This is a genomic window from Aeromonas allosaccharophila, assembly GCF_016026615.1.
Taxonomy (GTDB): domain Bacteria; phylum Pseudomonadota; class Gammaproteobacteria; order Enterobacterales; family Aeromonadaceae; genus Aeromonas; species Aeromonas allosaccharophila.
The window spans coordinates 2572642-2595502 of the sequence record NZ_CP065745.1 but is presented as its reverse complement, the minus strand read 5'-3'; the positions used below and the strand labels follow the sequence as shown (position 1 = coordinate 2595502).

Below are 22861 nucleotides of genomic sequence, written 5' to 3'. Positions count from 1 at the left end.
GTTAGAAACGGACAAAATCCGCTTCATCAATGGCATGGGATGATGGTTGATTGGGCTGGCTGGCCCGTTGTGGCGGTGCGATGAAACTGCCTCTGGGAGGCACGCCCTTGTGGTTGGCCTCATGAACTCTGGCATTAACCTGGGGGCGCTTTTCCAGCGCAAAAAAGGCCATGGTTTGCTGCAGTTCGCTGGCTTGCGAGCTCATCTCTTCCGCCGTGGCAGCGAGCTCCTCGCTACTGGCGGCGTTTTGCTGCGTGACCTGATTGAGCTGGCTCATGGCCAGGCTGATCTGGTTGGCCGCGCTGGCCTGTTCCCCGGAAGCCGCATTGATCTCTTGTACCAGATCAGAGGTCTTGCGAATGGAGGGGACGATCTTCTCCAGCAGATTGCCGGCCCGCTCTGCCTTGCTGACGCTGTCGGAGGAGAGTTCGCCAATCTCTTGCGCCGCAATCTGGCTGCGTTCCGCCAGTTTCCTCACCTCGGCGGCAACTACCGCGAAGCCTTTGCCATGTTCTCCGGCGCGAGCCGCCTCGATGGCCGCATTGAGGGCCAGCAGGTTGGTTTGATAGGCGATGTCATCGATGATGCTGACTTTCCTGGCGATTTGCTGCATGGCCGTCACCGTCTGTTGCACGGATTTACCCCCTTCGGTGGCCTCCAGCACCGAGTTACTGGCCATGCTGTCGGTGATCCTGGCGTTCTCGGTGTTCTGGTTGATGCTGGCGCTCATCTGTTCGATAGAGGCGCTGGTCTCCTCCACACTGGCCGCCTGCTCGCTGGTGGCCTGACTCAATGCCTGTGCGGTATTGCTCACCTGATTGGATGCATTGGTCAGGTTGTCGGCGGCGTTGCGAACCTCTTCGATGATATTGGTCAGCGCAGTGATGGTCTGGTTTAGGCCGTCTTTGGTCTGGCCAAAAATACCGGGGTAGGGTTCATCGATCCGTTGAGTCAGATCCCCTTTGGAGAGCGCGGTGGCGATGCGCATTACATCTTCCAGGCTGGTATCCGTGACATGGGAGAGGCGATTCAGCAGCTCGGATACCCGTTTGATATAGCCCTGGCGATCCTCCAGTGCAATCTTGTGGCTGAAGTCTCCCTGCTCGACGGCGGCGGTGACCAGGGTCTCGATATCCGTGATCAAGGCCCCCAGCTTCTTGACCATGTTGTCCATCGCCATCAAGAGCTGACCCGCTTCATCGTTGGACTCTATCTTGATCGATACATCCAGATTGCCATCGGCCAGACTATTGGCCACACGCAGGGCCTGCTCAATGGGAGTAATGATGCTTTTGATCAGCAGGGTGCCAAACCAGGCTGCGAACACGATGCCGACCGCGATAACCACCGCCATGGTTATCAGCATCACGTCATACCAGGATTGCGCCGCGGTATATTCCGACTTGGCCACATTGAGCTGCAGGTTGACCAGCTCGGTGATCTTGTTGCCTATCGGGTCGATGGAGCCATAGAGGGTGCCGTCAAAATCGTTCAGCATGCCGGCAATCATGCCGTGCTGGGTGGCGAGGAATTTTTCCAGCTTGCCAATATCGGAATCGGCCGCGTTGAACAGGGTGCTCGCCTCGGCTGACAAGCGTTGCTCCTCCGGGGTGAGAGTAGTGGATTGGTAGTGCTGCCACTCGCTCTTGATGGTCTGCTGGGCCTGTTTTATCTGATTCAACGCCTCTTCTGCCGGGATCAGCCCCGCATTAGCCTTGTTGAGGTTGTCGATGATCGAGACGGCATAGCTGTCGGAGATGGTCTTCAGCTGCTTGAGGGGAACCACCCTGTCGTTGTACACGCGCTGTAGCCCGGTATTGCTGCTCTGCATGTTGTATAACCCGAGGCCGCCAACGGCCAGCAGCAGCAGGCAGAGCAGGCAGAGCAGCACGATGAGGCGCAATTTGATGGTGGAGTTTTTAAACATGATGGCCCCCTCAGTTGAGGCTGGATTGAGGTTGGTTGCGCGACACCGTCAAGTTGTTGAGCTGACAGGATTCCAGGGTGATCGCGTGCTGGATGAGCGAGGGAATGTCGAGGATCAGGGCGACCTCTCCTCCCCCCAGAATGGTTGAGCCACTGATGCCCTGCAGGCGCTGGAACAATTTCCCCAACGGTTTGATGACGGTCTGGAATTCTCCCAGCAGTTCATCCACTACCAGTCCGGATTTTTTGCCTGCGTGGCTGACCACGACAATGTTCTCGCGCCGCCCCTTGCTGCCATTGGTATCGAAGTAGTGTTGCAGGCGGATAAAGGGCAGCACCTCGCCACGCAAATTGATGTAATTGCGCCCCTGGGTGTCGGCCAGTGAACTCTGGGTCAATTCAACGCACTCGATCACCATATCGAGCGGAATGACGTAGTGGGTGTCGCAGACTCGCACCAGGAAGCCGTCGATGATGGCGAGGGTCAGCGGCAGGCGTATCTGCACACGGGTGCCTTTTCCCTGGATGCTGTCGAGATCGACCGTGCCGCGCAGGGCAGTTATGTTGCGTTTGACGACATCCATGCCCACCCCTCGACCGGAGAGGTTGGTGATCGCCTCGGCGGTGGAGAACCCCGGCTCGAAGATCAGGTTGTATATCTCCTGATCCGTCAGCGTAGTAGTTGCGCTGATCAGACCGCGCTCGATGGCTTTTTGCTGGATCCTGGCTTTGTTGAGACCGGCGCCGTCATCCCGAATTTCGATGACGATACTATTGGAGTCGTGATAGGCGTTGAGATTCAGGGTGCCGCGGGGGGATTTGCCTGCCAGCAGCCGTTGTTCTGCCGATTCGATGCCGTGATCCATCGAGTTTCTGACCAGATGCATCAGCGGATCGCCGATCTTCTCTACCACCGACTTGTCCAGTTCGGTCTCGGCTCCGGAGATCACCAGAGTGATATCCTTGTTCAGCTCTTGGCTGACATCGCGCACCACCCGCTGGAAGCGATTGAAGGTATCGCCGATAGGCACCATGCGCAGGCGCAGCGCACTGTCACGGATCTCTTCCACCAGCATGGCAATGACCGAGGTGGCTTCCTGTAGCTGGCTTTCGCGGGTGCGCTGGGCCAGCAGATTGGCTCCTGAACTGGCGACTACCAGCTCCCCGACTAGATTGATCAGGTCGTCCAGCTTGTCGGCATGCACCCTGACGTAACGACCCTCTTTAGCCTTGCTCTCCTTGGTCTGGTTCTGTTTTTTCAGGGCGGCATCGACCACGGCTTCGTTGACGGCTCCCTGTGCAATCAGGATCTCCCCGAGTTTGGGCGCTTGATCTGCCGGGGTCGCTTGCTGTGCCTGCAGACCGTTTGCCAACTCCTCTGCGGTCAACGCGCCGGTGTTGACCAGCAACTGACCCAGCATGGCGTTGTCTTCCGGCAGCGACTCGATCAGGTTGATGAACTCGGCGATCTTGCTGTGGGGCGGCAAGATGGTGATCTGGCAGTCATCTCTAACAAATTCAAAGACATCGCTGATGGCTGCCTTGTCTGCTTGGGTGTCGAAATCGATCTCGTAGCCGAGGTAGCAATTCTCAGGATCGAACTGCTCCCAATCTGGTAGTCCTTGATGGATGGTCTCCACCGAGCAGAGGGTTCCGAGTGTGCCGAGATAGCGCAGAAATGCGGCGGGATCCATGCCGTTGCGCAGTACATCGGGACCAAAACGCAGGGAGATATGCCACAAGGAGGCTGCGCTGGTAATCCCTCCCTCTTTTTCGATTTTTGGTTCAGGTGTATGCACCGTATCTGGCAGCGTGGCATGGGGGGCGCACTGATGACGGGTGAGGGCGAGCCTCAGCCGTTCATCCTGTTTGGCATCGTCATCACTCAACGTGCTGCCCTGTTCCGCAACGACACTGATGAGCGTCTGGATGTGGTCACAGCTCTCCAGCAGATCCTTGATCAGAGAAGAGGTGACGGTGAGCTGCTGATTGCGGATCTGGTCGAGCAGATCCTCGACGATATGGGTAAACCCGACGATGGGCTGCAGACCAAACAGGCCAGCCGATCCTTTGATGGTGTGAGCTGCACGGAAGATAGCGGCAATCAGCTCGCTATTGTCAGGGTCAGCCTCCAGTGAGAGCAGCGCTGACTCCATCTCTTCGAGCAACTCGCGTGCCTCGGCGATATAGGTTTGTAAAGCCTGATCAAGATCGATGCTCACGGTGACTCCTTGTCATGCTGGCTCAGGGCCGTTCGCCATGGGTGATGAGGGTGGGGTCGCCAAAAAAGGCCGAGAGCTGGCACAGCTCCAGCAGTTCAAGCACAACATGGCTATGCCAGACCAGCGCCAGGGAGGAACCTTGCTGCAGCGCGGTTTTCTTTGTCGCCAGCAGCAGTTGCAGCCCGGCGCTGTCTATCTCGGATACCGCCGCCAGATTCAGTTCCAGTTCGCGCCCCTGATGCAATAAGGGTGAAAGGGCCTCTTTCAGCTCGCTGACTGTATAGATGGTGATTTCGTCCGGCAGGGTCACCACCACCTTGTTGTCGAGCCGCTCGCTCTGTAGTTGCATGATGCGCTCCGGATCACGGCATGATGAGCTTGGCGACAGCGGCCAGCATCTGCTCGGGCTGGAAGGGCTTGACCACCCAGGCTTTGGCTCCTGCGGCTTGTCCTTCCTGCTTCTTGCTGTCTTGCGATTCGGTGGTCAGCATGATGATGGGGGTGAATTTATAGCTGGCCAGCTTTTTGGCCTCTTTGACGAAGGTAATGCCATCCATGTTCGGCATGTTGACGTCACTGATGATCAGGTTGATCTTCTTGCCATCAAGCTTCTTGAGCGCGTCTTTGCCGTCAGAGGCTTCCATGACCTCATAACCGGCTCCCTTGAGGGTCATGCCCACGACTTGGCGAATAGTTGCCGAGTCATCCACGATCAGGATCGTTTTGCCCATATCTCTCTCCTAGAAAAATGTGATGTCGGCGCTGCTTGGTTGCGCTTTGGTAGAACGGGTGGTGCGACCATGGTGAATATTGCGCTGCTCGTCGGTGGCGTATGAGAGCTCCATCTCTGCCAGCCAGCGATGGGCATCGATCTGGATTGGCCCTGTTGCATTGCTGCTCTGCTCCGAAGCAACCAGATGGCTGGAGAGGCTCTCCATGTTTTGCCTGACGTGGCTGAGGATCTGGCTGACCCTGTCTTGAAATTGCAGCGAGACAATGACGCTGGAGATTTCGCGATGGATATCGGTGCTCTCGTTTTGCAGCAGGGAGGCGGATTCAGCCAGGCTGTCGGTGGCATGGCGGAAACGGGCCAGCACCTGTTCGATAGTCTGCTCCGAATTGAGTGCCGAGGCGTGATCCCGTGCGGCAGCATTTTCGGCAATCTGGAAGGCGCGACCGATAGCGGTATTGATGGTGTCGACCTTGTCGGTCATCTTCTGGGCGGTTTCGCTGGAGAGGCGGGAGAGGTTGCGCACTTCATCAGCAACCACAGCAAAGCCACGACCTGCTTCCCCAGCGCGAGCCGCTTCAATGGCAGCGTTGAGGGCCAGCAGGTTGGTCTGGGAGGCGATCTTGGCCACATCCATGGCCATGGTGTTGAGCTCTATGGTGTAGGTGGTCAGGCTTTTTATCTCACCCAGCATGGCGTCCCGATTGGCCTGGGCGGAGTGCAGAATGGCCACTACCTCATTGAGCTGCTGCTGGCTCTCGCTCAAGACTCCGGCCATGCCACGGGAATTGGCATCATCCAGTTCACCGGCTGCCAGATGGGAGGCATTGACCGCCTCTTCCAGCTTGTTGGCAAGCCCGCTGAAGCGCTGGGTCAGGTCAATCATCGCCGCTTCGGTTTGTTGACGAGAGTTTTCAATCTGTTGGGACCAGATGGGCAGCGCCTTCTCGCACACCTGTTCCAGCCCGACGATGGAGTGGGCGATGGCATTCGTGGCGGCGGGTTCTATCTGTTCGGTACGATTGCGGTGTATGTGCTGATGGAAGTGACTCGATGTCCAGAGGGCGGCGGCAATGGCAACCAGCACATTGAGCAGCAGGTAGAGAGGTGACAGCGCATCGGCGAGTTGCAGCAACAGGCAGCTCAGCAGACCGAGCCCGATGCAGCAAATCCAGCAAACCGGTTCCCAAAGCGGTGTGTTCACGCCACTTTTGTGTTGTGCCATACGTAGCTTATCCCTGTGCAATTATTTGGTAAGAGGTAAAGGAGCGGGACTGCAATAGTCATGGTGCCCCTTGAAGCTCTTTTCTTTATTTATAGTTGGCACAATAAGGTTAGCGGAAAAAAATAAATTGGCTGCAAATCGGATTTGTTTGTATCAGCGATTGCTGTATCGAGAGAATTGCGAAGGGGGAGCAGAGAGAGGTGGGGGGAAAAAAGAAGAACAGGAGCCTGACGATTCAGGCTCCTGATGAGGATCAGGCCTCGTTGGCGTGGGCCTTCTGGCACCCTTCGACGGCGTGGGCAATCAGCTCCAGCGCGCTCTTGTCGCACGGGGGCAGTTCGGCATCGCACGCCTTGATGGGGGTGACGCGCTCGCCCCACTTGATGATGGCGGCACCCCAGGTCAGACCGGCACCGAAGGCGGCGGTCAGCAGATAGGAGTTCGGCTTGACGCGGCCCTGCTCCAGCGCTTCGCACAGGGCGATGGGCACGGTGGCGGCGGAGGTGTTGCCGTAGTTTTCGATGTTGACCATTACCTTCTCCATCGGCGCGCTCATCCGCTTGGCGAGGGTCTCGATGATGCGGATGTTGGCCTGATGGGGGACGATCAGGTCGACCTGCTCCGGCGCAATACCGGCCTGCGCCAATACAGTGCTGGTGGCTTCACCCATGCCGCGCACGGCGCGTTTGAAGATCTCCGGCCCTTCGAAGTTGAAGGTGAACAGGCCGTCGACATCGGCAAAACGCACCCGATCGGTACCGAAGTTCGGTACGTGCAGGATCTCCCGCGCTTCGCTGTCACAGCCCAGCTTGTTGGCGATCAGGCCACACTCCTGCTCGCTTGCCTCGATCACCACGGCACCGGCGCCATCGCCAAACAGTACGGCGGTATCGCGGCGTGCCCAGTCCAGCAGGTAGGTGAGGCGTTCGGCGCCAATCACCAGCACCTTCTTCATCATGCCGGTCTGCACCAGCGAGGTGGCGACGGAGAGGGAGTAGACAAAACCGGTACAGGCCGCGTTGAGGTCAAACACGGCGGCGTTGACGGCCCCGAGCTTCTTCTGCACCGCAGAGGCGGCGCTTGGCAGCAGGTTGTCCGGGGTGGCGGTCGCCAGGATGATGCCATCGAGATCGCTCGCTTCCAGACCGGCGCAGGCCAGCGCGCGGCGACCGGCCAGGGTGGCGAGATCCGAGGTGCTGACGTGGGAGATCCGGCGGGCCTTGATGCCGGTGCGCGGATAGATCCACTCGTCTGACGTATCCATGATGGTGCTGAGGTCATCGTTGGTCAGCACGGAGGGAGGCAGGCATTTGCCCCAGCCGGTGATATTGGCGTATTTCATCTTGTTACCGCTTCTCAAAGTGGATCGCCCGCGGGCGGAAAATCGTGCAATTATGCCGTACGAGACAACCACTGTCATCTTGTGGTCATGGTTATGTGCTGGGCGAGCGGCTGCGCCATCTGACCACAAAGGGCGACAAAGTGCTGAACATGGCAGGAAATTTTGCTTAAAACGCGGGGCTCGTCTGCCCTAAGATAGGCGTTTCGCCACCGATGAGGGTATCCCTTGCTCAGAGCCAATCTCAACTTGCTGCCCACCCTCAAGGTGCTGCTGGATACCCGTAATATCAGCCGCGCCGCCGAGCAGCTGCACCTGAGTCAGCCCTCCATCAGCAAGCAGCTTGCCCAGTTACGCAGCGAGTTTGACGACGAGTTGCTGGTGCGGGAGGGGCAGCGCTGGCTGCTGACGCCTCGGGCCGAAGCGCTGGCCGCTCAGCTGGCGGATTCTCTCGGTGCGTTGGAGCGGCTCTACGAGGCTCCCGGGTTTGACCCGAGCCGCTGCGAGCGGGTATTTCGGCTCGCCTCTTCTGATTATGTAGCCCAGCATATCCTGCCCGATATCTGCGCCGCGCTCGCCAACGAGGCGCCGTTGGCGGCGCTGGAGTACAGCCTGTGGGACAAGCGGCAGCTGCCGCAGCTGTGGCAGTCCGAGCTCGATCTGGTCTCCACCATCACCGAGCAGGTACCGGATCAGATCCGTGGTCTGCATCAGGGGGAAGATCGGCTGGCGGTGCTGATGGGACGTCACCATCCGCTGGCAGGCAAGGCGCTGAGTCTCGATGACTATCTAGCCTGGCCTCACCTGCAGGTGAGCGGCGGTGGCGACAAGGACAGTCCGGTGGAGCAGGTGTTGGCGCCGCAGGGACTGAGTCGGCGCTGGTTTGCCAGAGTTCCCTTCTTTCAGGCGGCGGTGGAGGTGTTGCTGCGCACCGATTGCCTGATGACCACCCCGGCTCATATCGCCTGGCAGCTCTCCTGCGGCCATGAGCTCACCTTTGTCGATTTGCCGTTTGCTACCCGTGACCAGCAGTATCATCTGCTGTGGCACCAGCGTCACCATCAGGATCCGGCCCACCGCTGGTTTCGCGAGCTGGCTTACCCCTTCCTGCGGGATCACCTGCAACGCACCGTCGGCGAGAGTCGCAAGCTGCTCGAACTCGGTGATTAGCCCCAGTCAGTTGTGTGGCGCTATAGCCATCAGTTATGGGTTCTATTCATAACTTTCACTACTGGCATAATGGCTCAGCCCGTACTCTGAGTGCAGGTCATCATATCGAGCACAAAAGAGGAAAAGCATGGAACTGACGAGTTGGCTGGCACTGGCCGCAATCTGCGTGATGGGCGCCATCAGCCCCGGCCCGAGTCTGGCGCTGATCATCCGCAACACAGTGCAGGGCGGGCAGGGTCACGGCGTCGCCACTGCGCTCGGTCACGGCTTCGGGGTTGGTATCTATGCGCTGGTGACCGCGCTTGGCCTCTCCATTCTGATCACCCAGACCCCGATCCTGTTTGATCTGATCCGCTACGGCGGCGCCGCATTTCTTGCCTGGCTCGGGGTGAAAGCCCTGCTTGCCAAACCTGCCAGTGGCGAAGCGAGTGATGAGGTGCATCAGTTGCGTGGTCGGCAGGGGGCATTTGAAGGCTTTATGGTGGCCTTCCTTAATCCCCAGCTGGCGGTGTTCTTTATCGCCCTGTTCAGCCAGTTTGTGCGGGCCGATACCGGCTGGCGCGAGGGGGGCATCATGATGCTCACCGCTGGCGGGATCGATGCGGTCTGGTACGTGCTGGTGGCGCTGGTGCTCTCGCGCGGGCCTGTACTGGCGTGGCTCAAAGCCAAATCCTTCGTGATCGACAAGGTGAGCGGCCTGGTGCTGCTGGGATTGGCCTTGAAGGTGGTGCTTTAGTCCTCTCGTGGGCGATCTGTTGCTGGCACTCAAGGTGGTTATCTAATCCTGCATTTCGCGGATACCTTAAGCGGGATCAAGGCACGCAGGCGGTGAATGGGCTAGAGTAGCGGCCATTTGCTGTCCGCCCTGATCCCGAGACCATGCACCAGAACAAGCACCCGTTAAGCCACAACAACCGGTTGGAGCTGCTGGCTCCGGCCAAGAACCTCGCCTACGGCATCGAAGCCATCAATCATGGTGCGGATGCCGTCTACATGGGTGGCCCCGCCTTTGGCGCCCGCAGTGCGGCGGGCAACTCCCTCGAAGATATCGAAGCGCTGGCGCGTCACGCCCACCGTTTCGGTGCCCAGGTCTTTGTCGCTTTCAACACCCTGCTGCACGATCACGAGCTGGAGCAGGCGCGTCGCCTGACCCACCAGATTTATGAAGCCGGGGCCGATGCGCTGATCGTGCAGGACATGGGGCTGCTGGCGCTGGACCTCCCTCCCATCGCGCTCCATGCCAGTACCCAAACCGACAACCGCACACCGGAGAAGGTGAAGTTTCTGCAGGATGTGGGCTTCTCTCAGGTGGTGCTGGCGCGCGAACTGTCGCTGGCGCAGATCCGCGAGATCAGTGCTGCGACCAATGTGCAGCTGGAGTTCTTTATCCACGGTGCGCTCTGCGTCTCCTACAGCGGCCAGTGCAATATCAGCCATGCCCGTACCGGGCGCAGCGCCAACCGCGGTGAATGTGCCCAGCTCTGCCGTCTGCCCTGCTCGCTGCAAAAGCCGGATGGCGAAGTGCTGGTGGCCGACAGCCACCTGCTGTCGCTCAAGGATATGGATCAGACCGACAACCTGGAGGCGCTGATCGAAGCGGGCATCCGCTCCTTCAAGATCGAAGGGCGCCTCAAGGGGCTCGATTACGTCAAGAACGTCACTGCCTGGTATCGCCAGAAGCTCGACGCCATTCTCGACAGCCGCTCCGATCTGGTTGCCGCTTCGGCGGGTCGTTGCAGCTACAGCTTCACGCCTGACCCCAAGAAGAGCTTCAACCGCGGTAGCACCGACTACTTCCTGAATGGCCGCCAGCAGGGAATCGACTCCACCAAGAGCCCGAAATATGTGGGCGAGCCGCTGGGGCGCGTCACCAAGGTGACTCGTGACGGTATCGAGATCGACGGCAAGCAGGTCAGCCTCAACAACGGCGATGGTCTGGGCTTCTTCAAGCCGAACAACGAGCTGGTGGGGATGCGCCTCAACAAGATCGAAGGTAAGCAGTTACTCCTGTCTGAACGCATGCCGGGGCTGAAGGTGGGGACCGAAATCTACCGTAACCACGATCAGGCGTTCAGCAAGATGCTGGAAAAGGCGAGCGCGGATCGCCGCATCTGGGTCGATATGGTGCTTGCAGAGTGCGATGAGGGATTGCGCCTCACGCTCACCGACGAGCAGGGCATCAGCGCTGCGGTGATGCTGCCTTGTGACAAGCAGCCCGCCGACAATCCGGAGCGGGCGCTGCAACAGGCGCGGGATCAGCTTGGTAAACTCGGCAATACCCTGTTTGTGGCGCGCAAGATTGAGTTGGCATTCACTCACCCGCTATTCATCGCCGCATCACAGCTCAACGGCTTGCGCCGGGATGGCATCGCCACGCTGGAGGCCGCGCGGGTGGCCAGTTATCAGCGCCCCGAGCGACGCATCGCCCTGCGGGATATCAGCTATCCCCAGCACCGTCTCTCCTACCTTGGCAACGTGCTGAACAGCGCCGCCGAGCAGTTCTTCCGCGAACACGGCGTGGAGCGCATTGCTCCCGCCTACGAGGCGAACAAGGAGGAGGGTGAAGTGGTGTTGATGATCACCAAGCACTGCATCCGCTACAGCCAGAACCTCTGCCCGAAAGAGGTGCCCGGTCTCAAGGCCGAGCCGCTGGAGCTCAAGATGGGTAAAGACACCTTCCGCCTGCGTTTTGACTGCAACCGCTGCGAAATGCAGGTGATGGGGAGTTTGAAGAGGTGATTTCCAAACCGCAGTTCTGTTAAATCAGAGCGGGTCAGGAAGAAATAAAAAGCCCCGGAGCATGACTCCGGGGCTTTTGTTTGTGGCATTAATGGTTGAACTGTTCGACCTCTTCCCTGCTCGGAATGGAGCTTTGCGCCCCCATGCGGCTGACCGAGATGGCACTGGCACGGTGGGCAAAGAGCACGGCATCACGCAAGGATTTCCCTTCACTCAGCGCAACGGTTAATGCGCCATTGAAGGTATCGCCAGCAGCGGTGGTATCTTTGGCATCGACCCGGAAGCCCGCAATGATCTCCTTGATGCCATCGGCACTTTGCAGATACGCCCCCTTCTCACCCAGCGTGATGATCACATTCTTGACCCCTTTTTGCTGCAACAGGGTGGCGGCCGCTTCTGCGCTGGCGTGATCAGTCACCTTGATGCCGGTCAGGATCTCGGTTTCTGTCTCGTTGGGGGTGATAAGGTCGATATAGGGATAGACATCATCACTCAAGGGTTTGGCGGGTGCCGGGTTGATAATCACATAGGTATTGGCCTGGTGGGCCTCTTTGGCTGCCAGCTCCACCCCATCAATCGGCGTTTCCAGCTGCATCAGCAGGTAGTCTGCCTGGCGCAGGCTATCGAGTTGCTCGGTTACAAATTCTTTGGTCAGCATGGCATTGGCGTTGGGGGCAACACTGATGCAGTTGCAGCCCTGCTCATCGACCATGATAAGGGCCAAGCCTGTTGCAATACCGTCCAGTTGGACCATTTTGCTGGTATCCATACCGGATTGCTGATAATCCGCGATCAACTGGTTGGCAAAATCATCTTTACCCAGGCAGGAGATAAAACTGAGTTTACCGCCCATGTTGCTGACAGCTACTGCCTGGTTGGCACCTTTGCCACCGCGAGCGCTGAAAAACTCATAGCCGATGATGGTCTCGCCTTTTTTTGGCAGATGGCTGGATTTGTTAACCAGATCCTGATTGGTACTACCCAGAACGACAATTTTATTATTCAACATGATAGATATCCTGTATTAAATGCTATTCGCGGCGATGATCAGAGCAATGCCAAGAATATAGAAAGCAAACATAGCGTTGATGAGCTTGTTGGTTCCGGCAGGTGCGCTGGCAAATTCACGCCAGACAAAGACACCCCAAATAACGGCAATCATGGTGGCACCCTGACCGAGGCCATAGGAAATAGCGTAGCCAGCCGGGCCTGAGGCCAAAATGCTGAAGCTCATGCCAATACTCCAGATAATGCCACCGAGAATACCGACCGCATGCTCTTTGACGGTCCCTTTGAAGTAAGCGCTACCATTAATGACCGGGCCAGAGATGGGCTTCTTCATCATGATGGTATTCCAGACAAAGCTGGAGAGGAGTACACCAATGGCAAAGAAGACCAGCGCGGAATAAGGAGTGAGCAAGCCGGCTGCCGGTGCAGAAAAATCAGCGGCCATAGAGGCTGCGACAAAGCGATAGAACCAGCCCATGACCACACCGGCAATGATGGCAGTGATCAAACCACGCATTTTTGCACTCTGTTGCTGCTTGAGACGGCCGTAAGCAATAGCAGTCAAGATAATCGCAACGGTGACACAGGCAACGCCGATAAAGAGCACATAAGGTTCGCCAACCGGTACGGCCAGATAATTGACGATAACGCCAAGTACCAGTGCAATCCCGACGCCAACCGGGAATGCAACAGCCATCCCCGCCAGCGCAATAGCGGCTACCAGCAAGATATTACCCAGGTTGAAAATGATGCCACCGAGGATAGCCAGGCCAAAGTTTTGCCAATCAGCTTGCTGTAAATCGGCTATAAAGTGGCGGCCTTCATCACCGGACTAGCCTAACGTGAACGCCAGCAGCAAGGTAAACAACAGGATGCCGATTGAATAGTCCCAATAATATAACTGGAAAGGCCATTTTTTTTCATCAACCAGCTTGGTGGTGTTGGCCCAAGAGCCCCAACATATCATGGTAATAATACACATGATAATCGCAATGGAGTACGAGTGGATGACTAACATAAATACCTCTGTCAGTAATAGTGTAAATAGATTGGCAGTTAATTTGTTTGCAGTGTGTTGTTACAAATTATTTGTGGATAACCTTGCTTCAACCAGAGATGTGTCTGGCATATTTGATGCTCCACGACGTTCGACTTTCAATGAAGCGAACGCATTGGCAAAAATCAGTGCATCTTCAATCGATTTACCATTGGCAATAGAGGCAGCAAGCGAACCATTAAATGAGTCGCCAGCCCCGCTGCTATCAATTACGGCTGCTTTGTGGCCAGCCAAATGAAAGTGACGGTTCCCGTTAAAATAGTGGCACCCTTTATCACCCAGCGTGATGATGACATGTTTAACCCCCAGCTTATATATTTTCTCTGCCGCCAGTCTGGCTGATTCATGATCATTGATAACAATGCCAGACAAATCGGACGCCTCAATCTCATTGGGGGTGATGATATCGACAAAAGGCAATATTTTCTTCACGCTATCATTATATGGAGTCGGGTTGAGAATGGTAGTCGCACCACTTTTCTTTGCATAAGTTATCGCAAGTGACATGATGTCGAAGTTGTTTTCCAGTTGGGTCAAAAAAACGCGACAGTCACGAATATAATCGAGATCATGAATGATATCATCCACTGTGATGTGGCTGTTGGCACCCAAGTTAATTGCAATTTTATTTTCGCCAGAGGGTTGTGATACCAGAATGATGGCATTACCCGTTGGGTGCTCTGCATCCTCAAGAATATTCAATGAGGCAATATTGGCATTCGCCAGGTAGTTTTTGGCTCTATCGGCAAACAGGTCCTGACCTACCTTGATTGTCAGGTGAACCTGATCATTTATTTTTGCAGCCGCAATTGCCTGGTTTGCTCCCTTGCCACCACCATAATATTTAGTAGAGTGTGCCAGCACACTTTCCCCAACTTTTGGAAATTCATTTACTTCTAATACAATGTCAATATTGAATGATCCCAATATATAAATCTCTGGAGAGGTTTCATTGGCCCTGCTTACCGCAGGGTAACTCCAGGCCTTGGTGGTGGAGGGAGCCTCAAGCAGAGTCGATATATTGTTGATGGATGTTGATTCAAAATAGATGTCTTCATCATGTTTGATCAATCTGGCACCGCCATAGAACATTTCGCAAAGATGCTTGTCAGCTAGCGCTTGTAAATCATTGCGGATCGTTCTTTCGGTTACAGAAAAAGTACCGGCCAACGATTTTACACTGACTTCTTTATCAATTATCAGGCGCGTTTTGATCAGGCGTTGTCGGTCATTTTTATTCATTCAATATGGATTCGCTAACGGTCATTAAAAGTGGTTTGTGGTCAGCATAATACTAATTGAGCAGGGGGTAAAAATGAATGGCAATCACACTTGATAATCTGGAACGGAAAGGATATTTCCATTTCAATTGTTGCGTTTTCGTTGGGGCATGGTTGTTGGATGTTGCGCTATTACCTTAATGTGAAGGCTATCATACCAGTTTTGTTGTTTAACGTTACGCTATATACTCTCAATTATAATATATCACGATGTATATCGTGTAACGTGTGATATTCAGATTGCGTGGCTTGTTGTGGCATTACTCCTGCTATTTTCCAGATCTAGCAGCGCTTTTTTAATCTCCAATCCCCCCGCATAGCCGGTCAGGCTGCCGTTTTGGCCGATCACCCGATGGCAGGGAACGATGATCGAGAGTGGATTGCGGCCGTTTGCAGCGCCCACTGCCCGCACCGCAGCGGGTTTGCCGATGGCTCGGGCAATATCGCTGTAGCTGCGAGTTTCGCCGTAGGGAATATCACACAATGCTTGCCACACCGCTTGCTGAAAAGCGGTGCCGTGGGCGGCAAGGGGCAGGGAGAAGCGCTGCAAGCGACCGGCAAAATAGGCGTCAAATTCGGCGAGGAAGGGGGCCAGCGCCTCGCGCTCTTGTTGCCAGCCACTCATATCTGGCAGTGCCCGCAGGCCCGCCACAAAGTCTACGTGTACCAGACCGGATTCATTGATGGCGACCAGCAGATCGCCACAGCGGGTCGGCAGGATATCGTAGCGGATCATGGGGTTATCTCCTGTTGTTGGGTATCTGGCTGTTGTTCGTTGCTGGTGGCATGGATCAGCAAATTGGGCGCTTCACTCATGGCGTGCCACAGCCAGCTGGCCGCATAGCTGCGCCACGGCTGCCACGCCGCGCTTTGTGCCAACACCTCTTTCACCGGCAGCTTGGCACCGCCCCCGAGCGCTTTTTGCAGCACCAGATCGGAGGCGGGGAAAGCATCGGTATCCAGCCCGCAGCGCAGCCGCCAGTAAGAGACCGTCCAGGGGCCTATGCCCGGTAGCGCCAGCAACTGCTCGTCACTGGCTGTCGTGAGGGTCAGTTCGCCGCTGGCCAGCGCCTCGGCCACTCCCCGCAGGGTGCGAAGGCGGCTGCCGGGCATGCCGATGCCGTCGAGATCGAGTTCGCACAACTGGGCGGGGGTCGGTAGTTGCGCCACCCCGAATTGCGCCCCGGTGCGGGCTACCAGTCGCCCGAGCAGGGTGATGGCCCCCTTGACCGATACCTGCTGGCCGACGATGGCGCGCAGCATCACCTCGTACTCATCCCAGCCGGCGGGCAGCCGCACGCCCGGCCAGCGCGCCTGCAAACGGGCTAGCAGCGGATCCTGACCGAGCCGATCGCCGATCCGCTGCATATCGGCATCGAGATCCCACATCCGGCGCACCCGATACAGCAGATCGGGCAGCGCCGCGAGCGGCAGATCATAGACGGTGAGCTGCAGGCTATGCCCCTTGCCCTGCGCGATGCGCACCAGCGCAACCTGATCGCCGACCCGGTAGCGCCGTTCATATACCTCACCATCCACCCGCTCCAGCCCCGGGATCGCCCGCAGCCGGTAGAACGCCAACATGGCCGCCACATCATACGGAGGGCGGTAGGGCAGTTGCAGCGTCAGGGTTGCGCCGCGCGGCTCCGAGCCCATGTGTTCTGTCGCGTCATCGTGCTGCTCTTGCTGGCGCAAGGTGCGCGGGGCCAGCCCGTAAGCGTTCAGCCAGGCGTCGTTGAAGCGGCGGATACTCGCAAAGCCTGCCGCAAACGCGATGTCGGTGATGGGCAGCCCGGTTTCGGTCAGCAGCCGTTTCGCGAGCAGCAGGCGGCGCGTCTGCTCTACCTGTTTTGGCGAGGCGCCGAGGTGCTGCTCGAACTGGCGGCGCAGCGTGCGTTCGCTGATCCCGGCCTCTGCAGCCAGTTCGGCGAGCGTGCCGTCCGCCAGCTCGCCGCGATCGATGCGGGCCAGTATGCGTGCCAGCTCAACAGGCAGATCTCCACGGGCTGCGGGGGCCAACTCCGGTCGACAGCGAAGACAGGGGCGCAGCCCACACTGCTCGGCGGCAGCGGCGCTTTGGAAGTAGCGCACATTGTGCTCGTGCGGTGGTCGTGCCGGGCAGACCGGTCGACAGTAGATGCCGGTCGAGATCACGCCGGTAAAGAAGCGGCCATCGAAGCGCGCATCGCGGGCGAGCCGTGCGGCGTGGCACTGTTCGCGGCTGAGGGCGTTGATCCGCTCATCGTGTGACGACTCTGGGCTTGGCTTTGCATTCATTGCATGACGCCTTTGCTGGGATATTTTGCTGGAACAGATGGCAAGAGAGTAAGGGGACGTGGGGGCCATGACTAGCCAGAAACGGACAGGGATAGCAAAAATCTGCCACCCCGTCGTTTCACCCGGAGCGACTCGGCAGGGGGATTGGCTCAACTTTATTTGCCTTGCGAGATTAGTGGTGTTGCAAGCTGATTAAAAACGGATAACAGATCACATAATTATCTTTTTATCATTGAGGGAAGCGGTTTTGTGTTGTTCAATCGAGTCAGTTAATTTTTCGTGATTATTAAGTCACGCTCTTTGCGGCCAGCGGCCGACCAATAACAACAACACTTGCCAAGGATGATAAGTGAGCGACTGTACGGCATGGCCCCATTGCCGGGGGTTTAGTCTGATCGAATTGCTGATCGCCATGACGGTTGTCAGCATTCTCGCGGCCATCGCGCTACCTGCGTATCAGGGGTATCTGCAACAGGGGCGTCGTTATGAAGCGCAGCAGCAACTGCTGGAGCAGGCGCTCGCCCTCGAACGTATCTATACCCAACAGGGCCGTTATCCCGACACGTTTGCCCCCCCTTCCAGCACGGACTTCTACCAATTCAGCTACAGCCAGCAAGACGCTGGCGACTACCTGCTCAAAGCCATTCCTACGACGCGACAACAGGATGAGTGCGGTACTCTGACGCTCGATCACACCGGTTATCGCGCGGCGAACCGTCATGACTGCTGGGGATCATAAGATGAACGTGCGCGGATTTACCCTGATTGAGTTGATGGTCACGGTCGGCATTGCCGCCATCTTGCTGCTGGTTGCGGTGCCCTCCATGAGTCAGCGCCTCGCGGCCGAGCGGCTCGAGCGCTCTGCCACCGAGCTCGCTTCTGCCTACCGTTTTGCCCGCAGCGAAGCGGTCAAGCTGACTCTGCCGGTGGTGCTGCAGGGCACCGAGAGCGGCGGTTGGGAGGTGATGGCCGACAGCAAGTTGCTGCGTCAGGCGGCAGCACCCGCTGGCGGCGTGGTGATCAAGCCGTTTGAGCCGATCCGGATCGCGCCAACCGGTAGCAGCCGTCACACCGAGATCACTCTGGCCAATCGACTCGGTGATCTGCGCGTGCTCTGCGTGGCGCCGAGCGGTCAGCTGCTGCAAGGGAGTTGCTCATGAGACACGCCGCGCCTGCTCGCCAGCAGGGTTTCAATCTGGTGGAGATCATGGTCTCCATGGTGTTGGCGGTGATGGTGTTTCTCGGTCTCGCCAAGGGGCAGATGGTCTCGTTGCAGCAGGCGCACTACAGCCTGCAGAGCACGCTGGCCACGATCGAGGCGAGCAACAGCGTGGAGCAGATCTGGAGTTCGCTGTGCGAAGTGCAGCGCAAGCCGGAGCGGTTCACCCAGGCCGATTTTCTCGCCCGTTTCACCCTGCAGGATGGCCACCGACTGGTGCTGCCGAACCGCTACAGCGACAACTTTGTGGTCGCTATCGAGTGGCAGGACAAGCGAGTCTCCGGTGCCAAGCGGGTGGCGCTGAACGCAGGATTCCCCCCCCTATGCTGAGCGTTCCCTCCCGACAGCGAGGCGTCAGTCTCGTCGAGCTGATGATCTCCATGGTGCTCGGTCTGATGTTGATACTGGCGATTTTTGCCGGGTACGCGCCCATCAAGAGCACGGTCGAGCAGAGCAAGGCGCTGGAGCAGGCAAACGAAGTGTTGCGCTTTGCCACTCTCACCTTTACCAACAGCATCAAGCAGGCGGATCAACTGATTGCCGTCACCCCTGATCGCCTGATGCTCGCGTTCAAGGTGGAGGGGGGCAGTCAGGTGCTCTCCTGCCTTGGCAACCAGAAAACTGCCGATTTTACCGAGCAGTACCGCTTCACACCGCCGGTACTCAGTTGCGATGACGGGGACGGCCCGCGCCTGTTGCTGGCGCATCTTCAGGATCTTGAATTCGGTCAGCACGGGACGCTGGTCAATATCCGCATCTTGCCCGAAGGGCTGCCCGGCTATCTGGCGCCGGGGGTAGAGGTGCAGGTGGCCCGTCGCAAGGCGGTCTGGGCGGCAGCGCTGGCCACATCCGGTGCCAACGCCACAACTGGGGGAGCAGGATGAACAAGGGATTGCAGAGGCAGCGGGGAGCCGTATTGCTGGTGGTGCTGGTGGTGAGCCTGCTGTCGAGTCTGCTGGTGTTTACCAGCATTCAGGAGAACCAGTTGCAGACTCGCCTGAGCGGCAATTTTCATAAGAAGATCAATGCGCAGCTCAGTGCCGAGCAGGGAATGAACGAGAGCTATCGCGCCCTGCGTCAGGCGCTTGGCGCCGAGCCGCGCATCGAGTGGGATCGGCTGGTGCAGAAAGTGCCGGGCAAGGGCGAAGGGGCGATGGCGGGTAGCCGCTTCAGCATCGAGCAGCTTGATACTGAAGCCGACAGCAAGCTGGCGTTGCAGAGCCATGGCCGCTATCTGGAGGGAAATGCCAGCCTCAACGCGCTGTTTGCCCTCAAGCGTGAACCGGGCAATCTGATCTTCCAGGATTCGGTGGTGGCGTGCGAAGGGTTGAGCCTCTCTGGCAGCGGTCTTATCGATAGCTATGACTCGCGTAAGGGCAAATATGGCGGCACCAACATCAACCAGAATGCCAAGGTGGCGACCGTTAGCGACAAGGCCAATGTGGTGCTCGATGGTCACTCCCCCATCTGGGGTGATGTACGGGCGACCGGCTCGGTGACCCTGAACGGATCTTCACCTGTTGCGGGGAATGTACTTGCTGGCGGCGATATCACCATTTCCCCCTCTAATGCGGTCGTCAGAGTTGAGGGAAGTGTGAACGGGAGTGGGAATCTCTCCTTGAAAGGGGGCCATATTGCCGGAGCCGTGTCGATCAATGGTGATGTCTCTATGGGTCATGGCACCAGCATTGCTGACGACAAGTTGAACTATGGTGGGAACGGGTCATTCCTCGATGCGAATCACCAGAAGTATCTGGACCCCCAATACCGCACCCACCCCAAGCTGCCACCGGTAGCCGGGCAGGTGTGTGACCCGCTCAATGTGGCCGCGCTGCCCAAATCGTTTCCCCCTGCAACGCTGCCAATCAATGGCCCGCTGACGCTGGGGGCGACCCAGCAGATGGTGCTGACTACGGATCCCTCCACCGGCTCGGTCACCAGCAGTAACCAGAGTAAGCCTGCCTTGCCGCTGCCCGGTAAGGGGGAGCTGTTTGGCAAGGAGCAGACCGTGTATCAGCTCGATAGCCTCAATATGGGGTCGGATGCCAAGCTCACCATCAAGGGGGATGTGGTGCTGCTGATCGGCAAGGATTTCACCATGGGCGGCAGTAACCAGTTGACGGTCGAGCCGGGCAGCAGCCTGACGCTGATCGTCAGCGGCAAGATCGATCTCGGGGCTGGAGCCGAGGTCACGGCAGGCAAGCAGGGACTGACACCGGCAGGTAATCCGGCGATTTCCATCTATTCCGCATACAGTGGCAAGGATGGGGTCAAGCTGTCGGGCAATACCCCGCTCTATGCCGCCCTCTATGCTCCGCTCACCGAGATGAAGATCGCCGGTAGTGGCGGTCTGTACGGGGCGGTGCGCGCCAAGCATCTGACCGAGAGCGGTGCGGGCGGGGTGCATTATGACGAGGCGCTGGGCATGGCGGATATGGGCGAAGATCAGGGGCCGCCGCCGACACTGGCGCTGCGGCAGTGGCACTTTGTGCAGTGAGGCTGGCGAGCCGCTAAAAAGGATCGAACGGGGCGCGCAACTGTGAGAAGGTGGAGATCTGTCCACCCAGCCGTTCACTATTGAGGAGTGCTCCATGCCAGGCCCCGCTCGTGCCGGTGCCCTGATCTATGCCAAGGATCCGGGCCTGCTTACCCAGTTTTACCGTACCCTGCTGCAGATGGTGGTCTGCAGTCAGGATGAGCAGCTGGTGGTGCTGGAAAACAGCGATATCCAGCTGCTGATCCACGCCATTCCAGAGCCCTATGCCGAGCTGGTCGTTATCAACCGCCCGCCAGAACTACGGGAAGAGGGGGCTATCAAGCTGTTCTTCACCGTCCCCAGCCTTGCCTGGGCAGAAGCGAAGGCGGCGGATCTCGGTGGCGGCTTGCTGCCACAGCAGTGGACAGGACCCGGCTTTGTGGTGCGCAATGCCTTCGACCCTGAGGGCAATATCCTGCAACTGCGCGAGTTGTTGGGTTCCCCTGATCCCCTCTGAATCATCTCTTTTTGCTGCATTGCAGTGACGGGGTGCTGCACCATGCACCGCCATAAAAATGAACCGCCATAAAAACGGGGCCCTGTAGTGGTCAACTAAAAAGGGCCCCGTTCTGCTGTTAGCTTGCTGCGCTCATTACTTCAGGTAGCGCTGTTCCAGATGCTGTCGCAGCCAGTGCGGATTGAGCGCTTCACCGGTGGCGCAGCGCACCAGCTCGTCTGTGCTGTGCAGGCTCCCCTGTGACCAGATGTTGCGTCCGAGCCAGCCGAAGATCTCCGGCAGACGGCCCGCCGCGATCACCTCACCCATGCTACCCAGCTCTTTTTCGAGCGCAAAGCGCAGCTGGGCGGCATACATGGCACCCAGGGTGTAGCTCGGGAAGTAGCCGAACGAGCCGTCTGTCCAGTGAATATCCTGCATGCAGCCATTGCGGTAATTGCCCTTGGTGGAGAGCCCCAGCCACTGCTGCATCTTGGCGTCCCACAGCTCGGGGATGTCGGCCACCTCGATCTTCCCTTCCACCAGATCGCGCTCCAGCTCGTAGCGCAGGATGACGTGGGCCGGATAGGTCACCTCGTCCGCATCGACCCGGATAAAGCCCGGCTCGACCCGGCTGTAGAGCTTGGCCAGATTGTCCGGTGCAAACGCCGCCTGCTCGCCGAAGTGGTGACGAATGCGTGGCGCCAGCAGTGTGAGGAAGGCCGGATGATGGCCCAGCTGCATCTCGCAAAACAGGCTCTGGCTCTCGTGGATCGCCATGGAGCGGGCCTCGGCCACCGGCTGACCGAGCAGATGACGGGGCAGCCCCTGCTCGTAACGGGCGTGACCGGTCTCGTGCACTATGCCCATCAGGCTGGAGACAAACTCCTGCTCGTTGTAGCGGGTGGTGATCCGCACATCGGTCGGCACGCCGCCACAGAAGGGGTGACTGCTCACATCGAGGCGGCCGTGGGCGAAATCAAAGCCGAGTAGTCCCATTACCTCCTGACCGAGCGCCTGTTGGGTCGGGATAGGGAAGGGGCCTTGCGGCAGCAGCAGGGCATCGCCCTTTTGCTGTTCGCTCACGGTCTGAATAAGGTTCGGCAGCCAGCTGGCGAGATCGCCGAAGATCTGATCGAGCCGCGCGCTGGTCATGCCCGGCTCATAGAGCGCCAGCATGGCGTCGTAGGGGCGCACGCCAAGCGCATCAGCCCGCAGCTGCGCCACTTCACGGGAGAGTTTCACCACCTCCTCGAGATTGGGGGCAAAACCGGCCCAGTCGTTGTTCTTGCGCTGGCTGCGCCAGGCGTGCTCGCACTTGCTGCCGGCCAGCGATAGCGCTTCGACCAGCTCACCGGGCAGCAGGCTGGCATCTTGCCACTGGCGCTTGATCTCACCGAGGTTGGCGCGTTGCACTTCATCGAGCGGCTCACTCTCGGCCTTGGCAATCCAGTCGCCCAGCTCGGGAGCGGTGCGCTTCTGGTGGATCAGCAGACCGAGTTCGGCCATCGCTTCGGCGCGGGCATCGTTGCCCCCTTCCGGCATCATGGCCGCCTGATCCCAGCCGCAGATGGCGGCGAGGTGGCTAAAGCGGTGGATCTGTTGCTGATGTTGTTCAAGCTTTTGATATGACATGGGATTGTCCTTGTTATCGTCCCTGATGGTATGCCGCCCCGTACCTGGCATGATCGGGGCCG

General features: G+C 58.1%; 21 protein-coding genes. 9 read left to right on the top strand and 12 right to left on the bottom strand.

What is annotated here, in order from left to right:
- Position 1: 1 nt before the first annotated feature.
- The 6 genes from I6G90_RS11705 to I6G90_RS11680 form a co-directional block, all read right to left on the bottom strand.
- Positions 2 to 1927 (bottom strand): HAMP domain-containing methyl-accepting chemotaxis protein, encoded by a 1926-nt coding sequence (locus I6G90_RS11705; protein WP_197927620.1) that lies wholly within the window; start codon positions 1925 to 1927, stop codon positions 2 to 4.
- A 10-nt stretch (positions 1928 to 1937) separates the two neighbouring features.
- On the bottom strand, positions 1938 to 4148 hold the full coding sequence (locus I6G90_RS11700; RefSeq protein WP_197927619.1) for a chemotaxis protein CheA: 2211 nt from the start codon (positions 4146 to 4148) through the stop codon (positions 1938 to 1940).
- Positions 4149 to 4170: 22 nt separating this feature from the next.
- Complete coding sequence (locus I6G90_RS11695; protein ID WP_197927618.1) at positions 4171 to 4497, bottom strand: STAS domain-containing protein; 327 nt, start codon at positions 4495 to 4497, stop codon at positions 4171 to 4173.
- A 13-nt stretch (positions 4498 to 4510) separates the two neighbouring features.
- Positions 4511 to 4879, bottom strand: a complete 369-nt coding sequence (locus I6G90_RS11690; protein WP_042060288.1) for a response regulator — start codon at positions 4877 to 4879, stop codon at positions 4511 to 4513.
- 9 nt (positions 4880 to 4888) lie between these two features.
- Positions 4889 to 6103, bottom strand: coding sequence for a methyl-accepting chemotaxis protein (locus tag I6G90_RS11685; RefSeq protein WP_197927617.1), 1215 nt, complete (start codon positions 6101 to 6103; stop codon positions 4889 to 4891).
- A 253-nt stretch (positions 6104 to 6356) separates the two neighbouring features.
- On the bottom strand, positions 6357 to 7445 hold the full coding sequence (locus I6G90_RS11680; protein WP_163128789.1) for a ketoacyl-ACP synthase III: 1089 nt from the start codon (positions 7443 to 7445) through the stop codon (positions 6357 to 6359).
- Positions 7446 to 7670: 225 nt separating this feature from the next.
- On the opposite strand from I6G90_RS11680, the gene I6G90_RS11675 reads away from it, so the two are divergent.
- The 3 genes from I6G90_RS11675 (at position 7671) to I6G90_RS11665 (ending at position 11351) form a co-directional block, all read left to right on the top strand.
- Positions 7671 to 8612, top strand: coding sequence for a LysR family transcriptional regulator (locus I6G90_RS11675; protein ID WP_197927616.1), 942 nt, complete (start codon positions 7671 to 7673; stop codon positions 8610 to 8612).
- 127 nt (positions 8613 to 8739) lie between these two features.
- The gene (locus I6G90_RS11670; RefSeq protein WP_163128791.1) at positions 8740 to 9348 is read left to right on the top strand and encodes a LysE family translocator; all 609 of its coding nucleotides are present in this window, start codon (positions 8740 to 8742) and stop codon (positions 9346 to 9348) included.
- Positions 9349 to 9491: 143 nt separating this feature from the next.
- Positions 9492 to 11351, top strand: a complete 1860-nt coding sequence (locus I6G90_RS11665; RefSeq protein ID WP_197927615.1) for a peptidase U32 family protein — start codon at positions 9492 to 9494, stop codon at positions 11349 to 11351.
- Between the two features lie 88 nt (positions 11352 to 11439).
- On the opposite strand, the gene rbsK is transcribed toward I6G90_RS11665, so the two are convergent.
- The 5 genes from rbsK to I6G90_RS11640 all read right to left on the bottom strand — a co-directional run bounded on the left by rbsK (position 11440) and on the right by I6G90_RS11640 (position 16973).
- Positions 11440 to 12360, bottom strand: a complete 921-nt coding sequence (gene rbsK, locus I6G90_RS11660; RefSeq protein WP_197927613.1) for a ribokinase — start codon at positions 12358 to 12360, stop codon at positions 11440 to 11442.
- Between the two features lie 15 nt (positions 12361 to 12375).
- Positions 12376 to 13122 carry a GRP family sugar transporter gene (locus tag I6G90_RS11655; protein WP_232254458.1) on the bottom strand — a complete coding sequence of 249 codons (747 nt, stop codon included), beginning with the start codon at positions 13120 to 13122 and terminating at the stop codon, positions 12376 to 12378.
- 315 nt (positions 13123 to 13437) lie between these two features.
- A complete protein-coding gene (locus tag I6G90_RS11650; protein WP_197927611.1) occupies positions 13438 to 14658 on the bottom strand; it encodes a PfkB family carbohydrate kinase in 1221 nt (406 codons plus the stop codon).
- A gap of 273 nt (positions 14659 to 14931) precedes the next feature.
- Positions 14932 to 15432, bottom strand: coding sequence for a methylated-DNA--[protein]-cysteine S-methyltransferase (locus I6G90_RS11645; RefSeq protein ID WP_197927609.1), 501 nt, complete (start codon positions 15430 to 15432; stop codon positions 14932 to 14934).
- Positions 15429 to 16973 carry an AlkA N-terminal domain-containing protein gene (locus I6G90_RS11640; RefSeq protein WP_197927607.1) on the bottom strand — a complete coding sequence of 515 codons (1545 nt, stop codon included), beginning with the start codon at positions 16971 to 16973 and terminating at the stop codon, positions 15429 to 15431. The genes I6G90_RS11645 and I6G90_RS11640 overlap by 4 nt, the downstream gene beginning before the upstream one ends.
- Positions 16974 to 17322: 349 nt before the next feature.
- Between I6G90_RS11640 and I6G90_RS11635 the strand changes: the two genes are divergently transcribed.
- From I6G90_RS11635 to I6G90_RS11610, 6 genes are all read left to right on the top strand, one after another.
- Entirely contained in the window at positions 17323 to 17712 is a 390-nt protein-coding gene (locus I6G90_RS11635) for a type IV pilin protein (RefSeq protein WP_197927605.1), read from the top strand.
- 1 nt (position 17713) lies between these two features.
- A complete protein-coding gene (locus I6G90_RS11630) occupies positions 17714 to 18133 on the top strand; it encodes a GspH/FimT family pseudopilin (RefSeq protein WP_197927603.1) in 420 nt (139 codons plus the stop codon).
- Positions 18130 to 18522, top strand: coding sequence for a type IV pilus modification PilV family protein (locus I6G90_RS11625; protein WP_197927601.1), 393 nt, complete (start codon positions 18130 to 18132; stop codon positions 18520 to 18522). Before I6G90_RS11630 ends, I6G90_RS11625 begins: the two co-directional genes overlap by 4 nt.
- Entirely contained in the window at positions 18516 to 19076 is a 561-nt protein-coding gene (locus tag I6G90_RS11620) for a PilW family protein (protein WP_197927599.1), read from the top strand. The genes I6G90_RS11625 and I6G90_RS11620 overlap by 7 nt, the downstream gene beginning before the upstream one ends.
- Entirely contained in the window at positions 19073 to 20689 is a 1617-nt protein-coding gene (locus tag I6G90_RS11615) for a DUF7305 domain-containing protein (protein ID WP_197927597.1), read from the top strand. The genes I6G90_RS11620 and I6G90_RS11615 overlap by 4 nt, the downstream gene beginning before the upstream one ends.
- A gap of 94 nt (positions 20690 to 20783) precedes the next feature.
- A complete protein-coding gene (locus I6G90_RS11610; protein ID WP_197927595.1) occupies positions 20784 to 21185 on the top strand; it encodes a VOC family protein in 402 nt (133 codons plus the stop codon).
- Positions 21186 to 21320: 135 nt separating this feature from the next.
- On the opposite strand, the gene I6G90_RS11605 is transcribed toward I6G90_RS11610, so the two are convergent.
- Positions 21321 to 22799: a carboxypeptidase M32 gene (locus tag I6G90_RS11605; RefSeq protein ID WP_197927593.1), complete on the bottom strand. Its 1479-nt coding sequence runs from the start codon at positions 22797 to 22799 to the stop codon at positions 21321 to 21323.
- Between the last annotated feature and the right edge of the window lie 62 nt (positions 22800 to 22861).

Bases quoted from the DNA above. Each gene is read 5' to 3' on its own strand.
- I6G90_RS11625 (WP_197927601.1), top strand. From the start codon at position 18,130: ATGAGACACGCCGCGCCTGCTCGCCAGCAGGGTTTCAATCTGGTGGAG.
- I6G90_RS11690 (WP_042060288.1), bottom strand. From the start codon at position 4,879: ATGGGCAAAACGATCCTGATCGTGGATGACTCGGCAACTATTCGCCAA.
- I6G90_RS11680 (WP_163128789.1), bottom strand. From the start codon at position 7,445: ATGAAATACGCCAATATCACCGGCTGGGGCAAATGCCTGCCTCCCTCC.
- I6G90_RS11630 (WP_197927603.1), top strand. From the start codon at position 17,714: ATGAACGTGCGCGGATTTACCCTGATTGAGTTGATGGTCACGGTCGGC.
- I6G90_RS11670 (WP_163128791.1), top strand. From the start codon at position 8,740: ATGGAACTGACGAGTTGGCTGGCACTGGCCGCAATCTGCGTGATGGGC.
- I6G90_RS11620 (WP_197927599.1), top strand. From the start codon at position 18,516: ATGCTGAGCGTTCCCTCCCGACAGCGAGGCGTCAGTCTCGTCGAGCTG.
- I6G90_RS11610 (WP_197927595.1), top strand. From the start codon at position 20,784: ATGCCAGGCCCCGCTCGTGCCGGTGCCCTGATCTATGCCAAGGATCCG.
- I6G90_RS11645 (WP_197927609.1), bottom strand. From the start codon at position 15,432: ATGATCCGCTACGATATCCTGCCGACCCGCTGTGGCGATCTGCTGGTC.
- I6G90_RS11640 (WP_197927607.1), bottom strand. From the start codon at position 16,973: ATGAATGCAAAGCCAAGCCCAGAGTCGTCACACGATGAGCGGATCAAC.
- I6G90_RS11605 (WP_197927593.1), bottom strand. From the start codon at position 22,799: ATGTCATATCAAAAGCTTGAACAACATCAGCAACAGATCCACCGCTTT.
- I6G90_RS11650 (WP_197927611.1), bottom strand. From the start codon at position 14,658: ATGAATAAAAATGACCGACAACGCCTGATCAAAACGCGCCTGATAATT.
- I6G90_RS11685 (WP_197927617.1), bottom strand. From the start codon at position 6,103: ATGGCACAACACAAAAGTGGCGTGAACACACCGCTTTGGGAACCGGTT.
- I6G90_RS11705 (WP_197927620.1), bottom strand. From the start codon at position 1,927: ATGTTTAAAAACTCCACCATCAAATTGCGCCTCATCGTGCTGCTCTGC.
- I6G90_RS11665 (WP_197927615.1), top strand. From the start codon at position 9,492: ATGCACCAGAACAAGCACCCGTTAAGCCACAACAACCGGTTGGAGCTG.
- I6G90_RS11695 (WP_197927618.1), bottom strand. From the start codon at position 4,497: ATGCAACTACAGAGCGAGCGGCTCGACAACAAGGTGGTGGTGACCCTG.
- I6G90_RS11615 (WP_197927597.1), top strand. From the start codon at position 19,073: ATGAACAAGGGATTGCAGAGGCAGCGGGGAGCCGTATTGCTGGTGGTG.
- rbsK (WP_197927613.1), bottom strand. From the start codon at position 12,360: ATGTTGAATAATAAAATTGTCGTTCTGGGTAGTACCAATCAGGATCTG.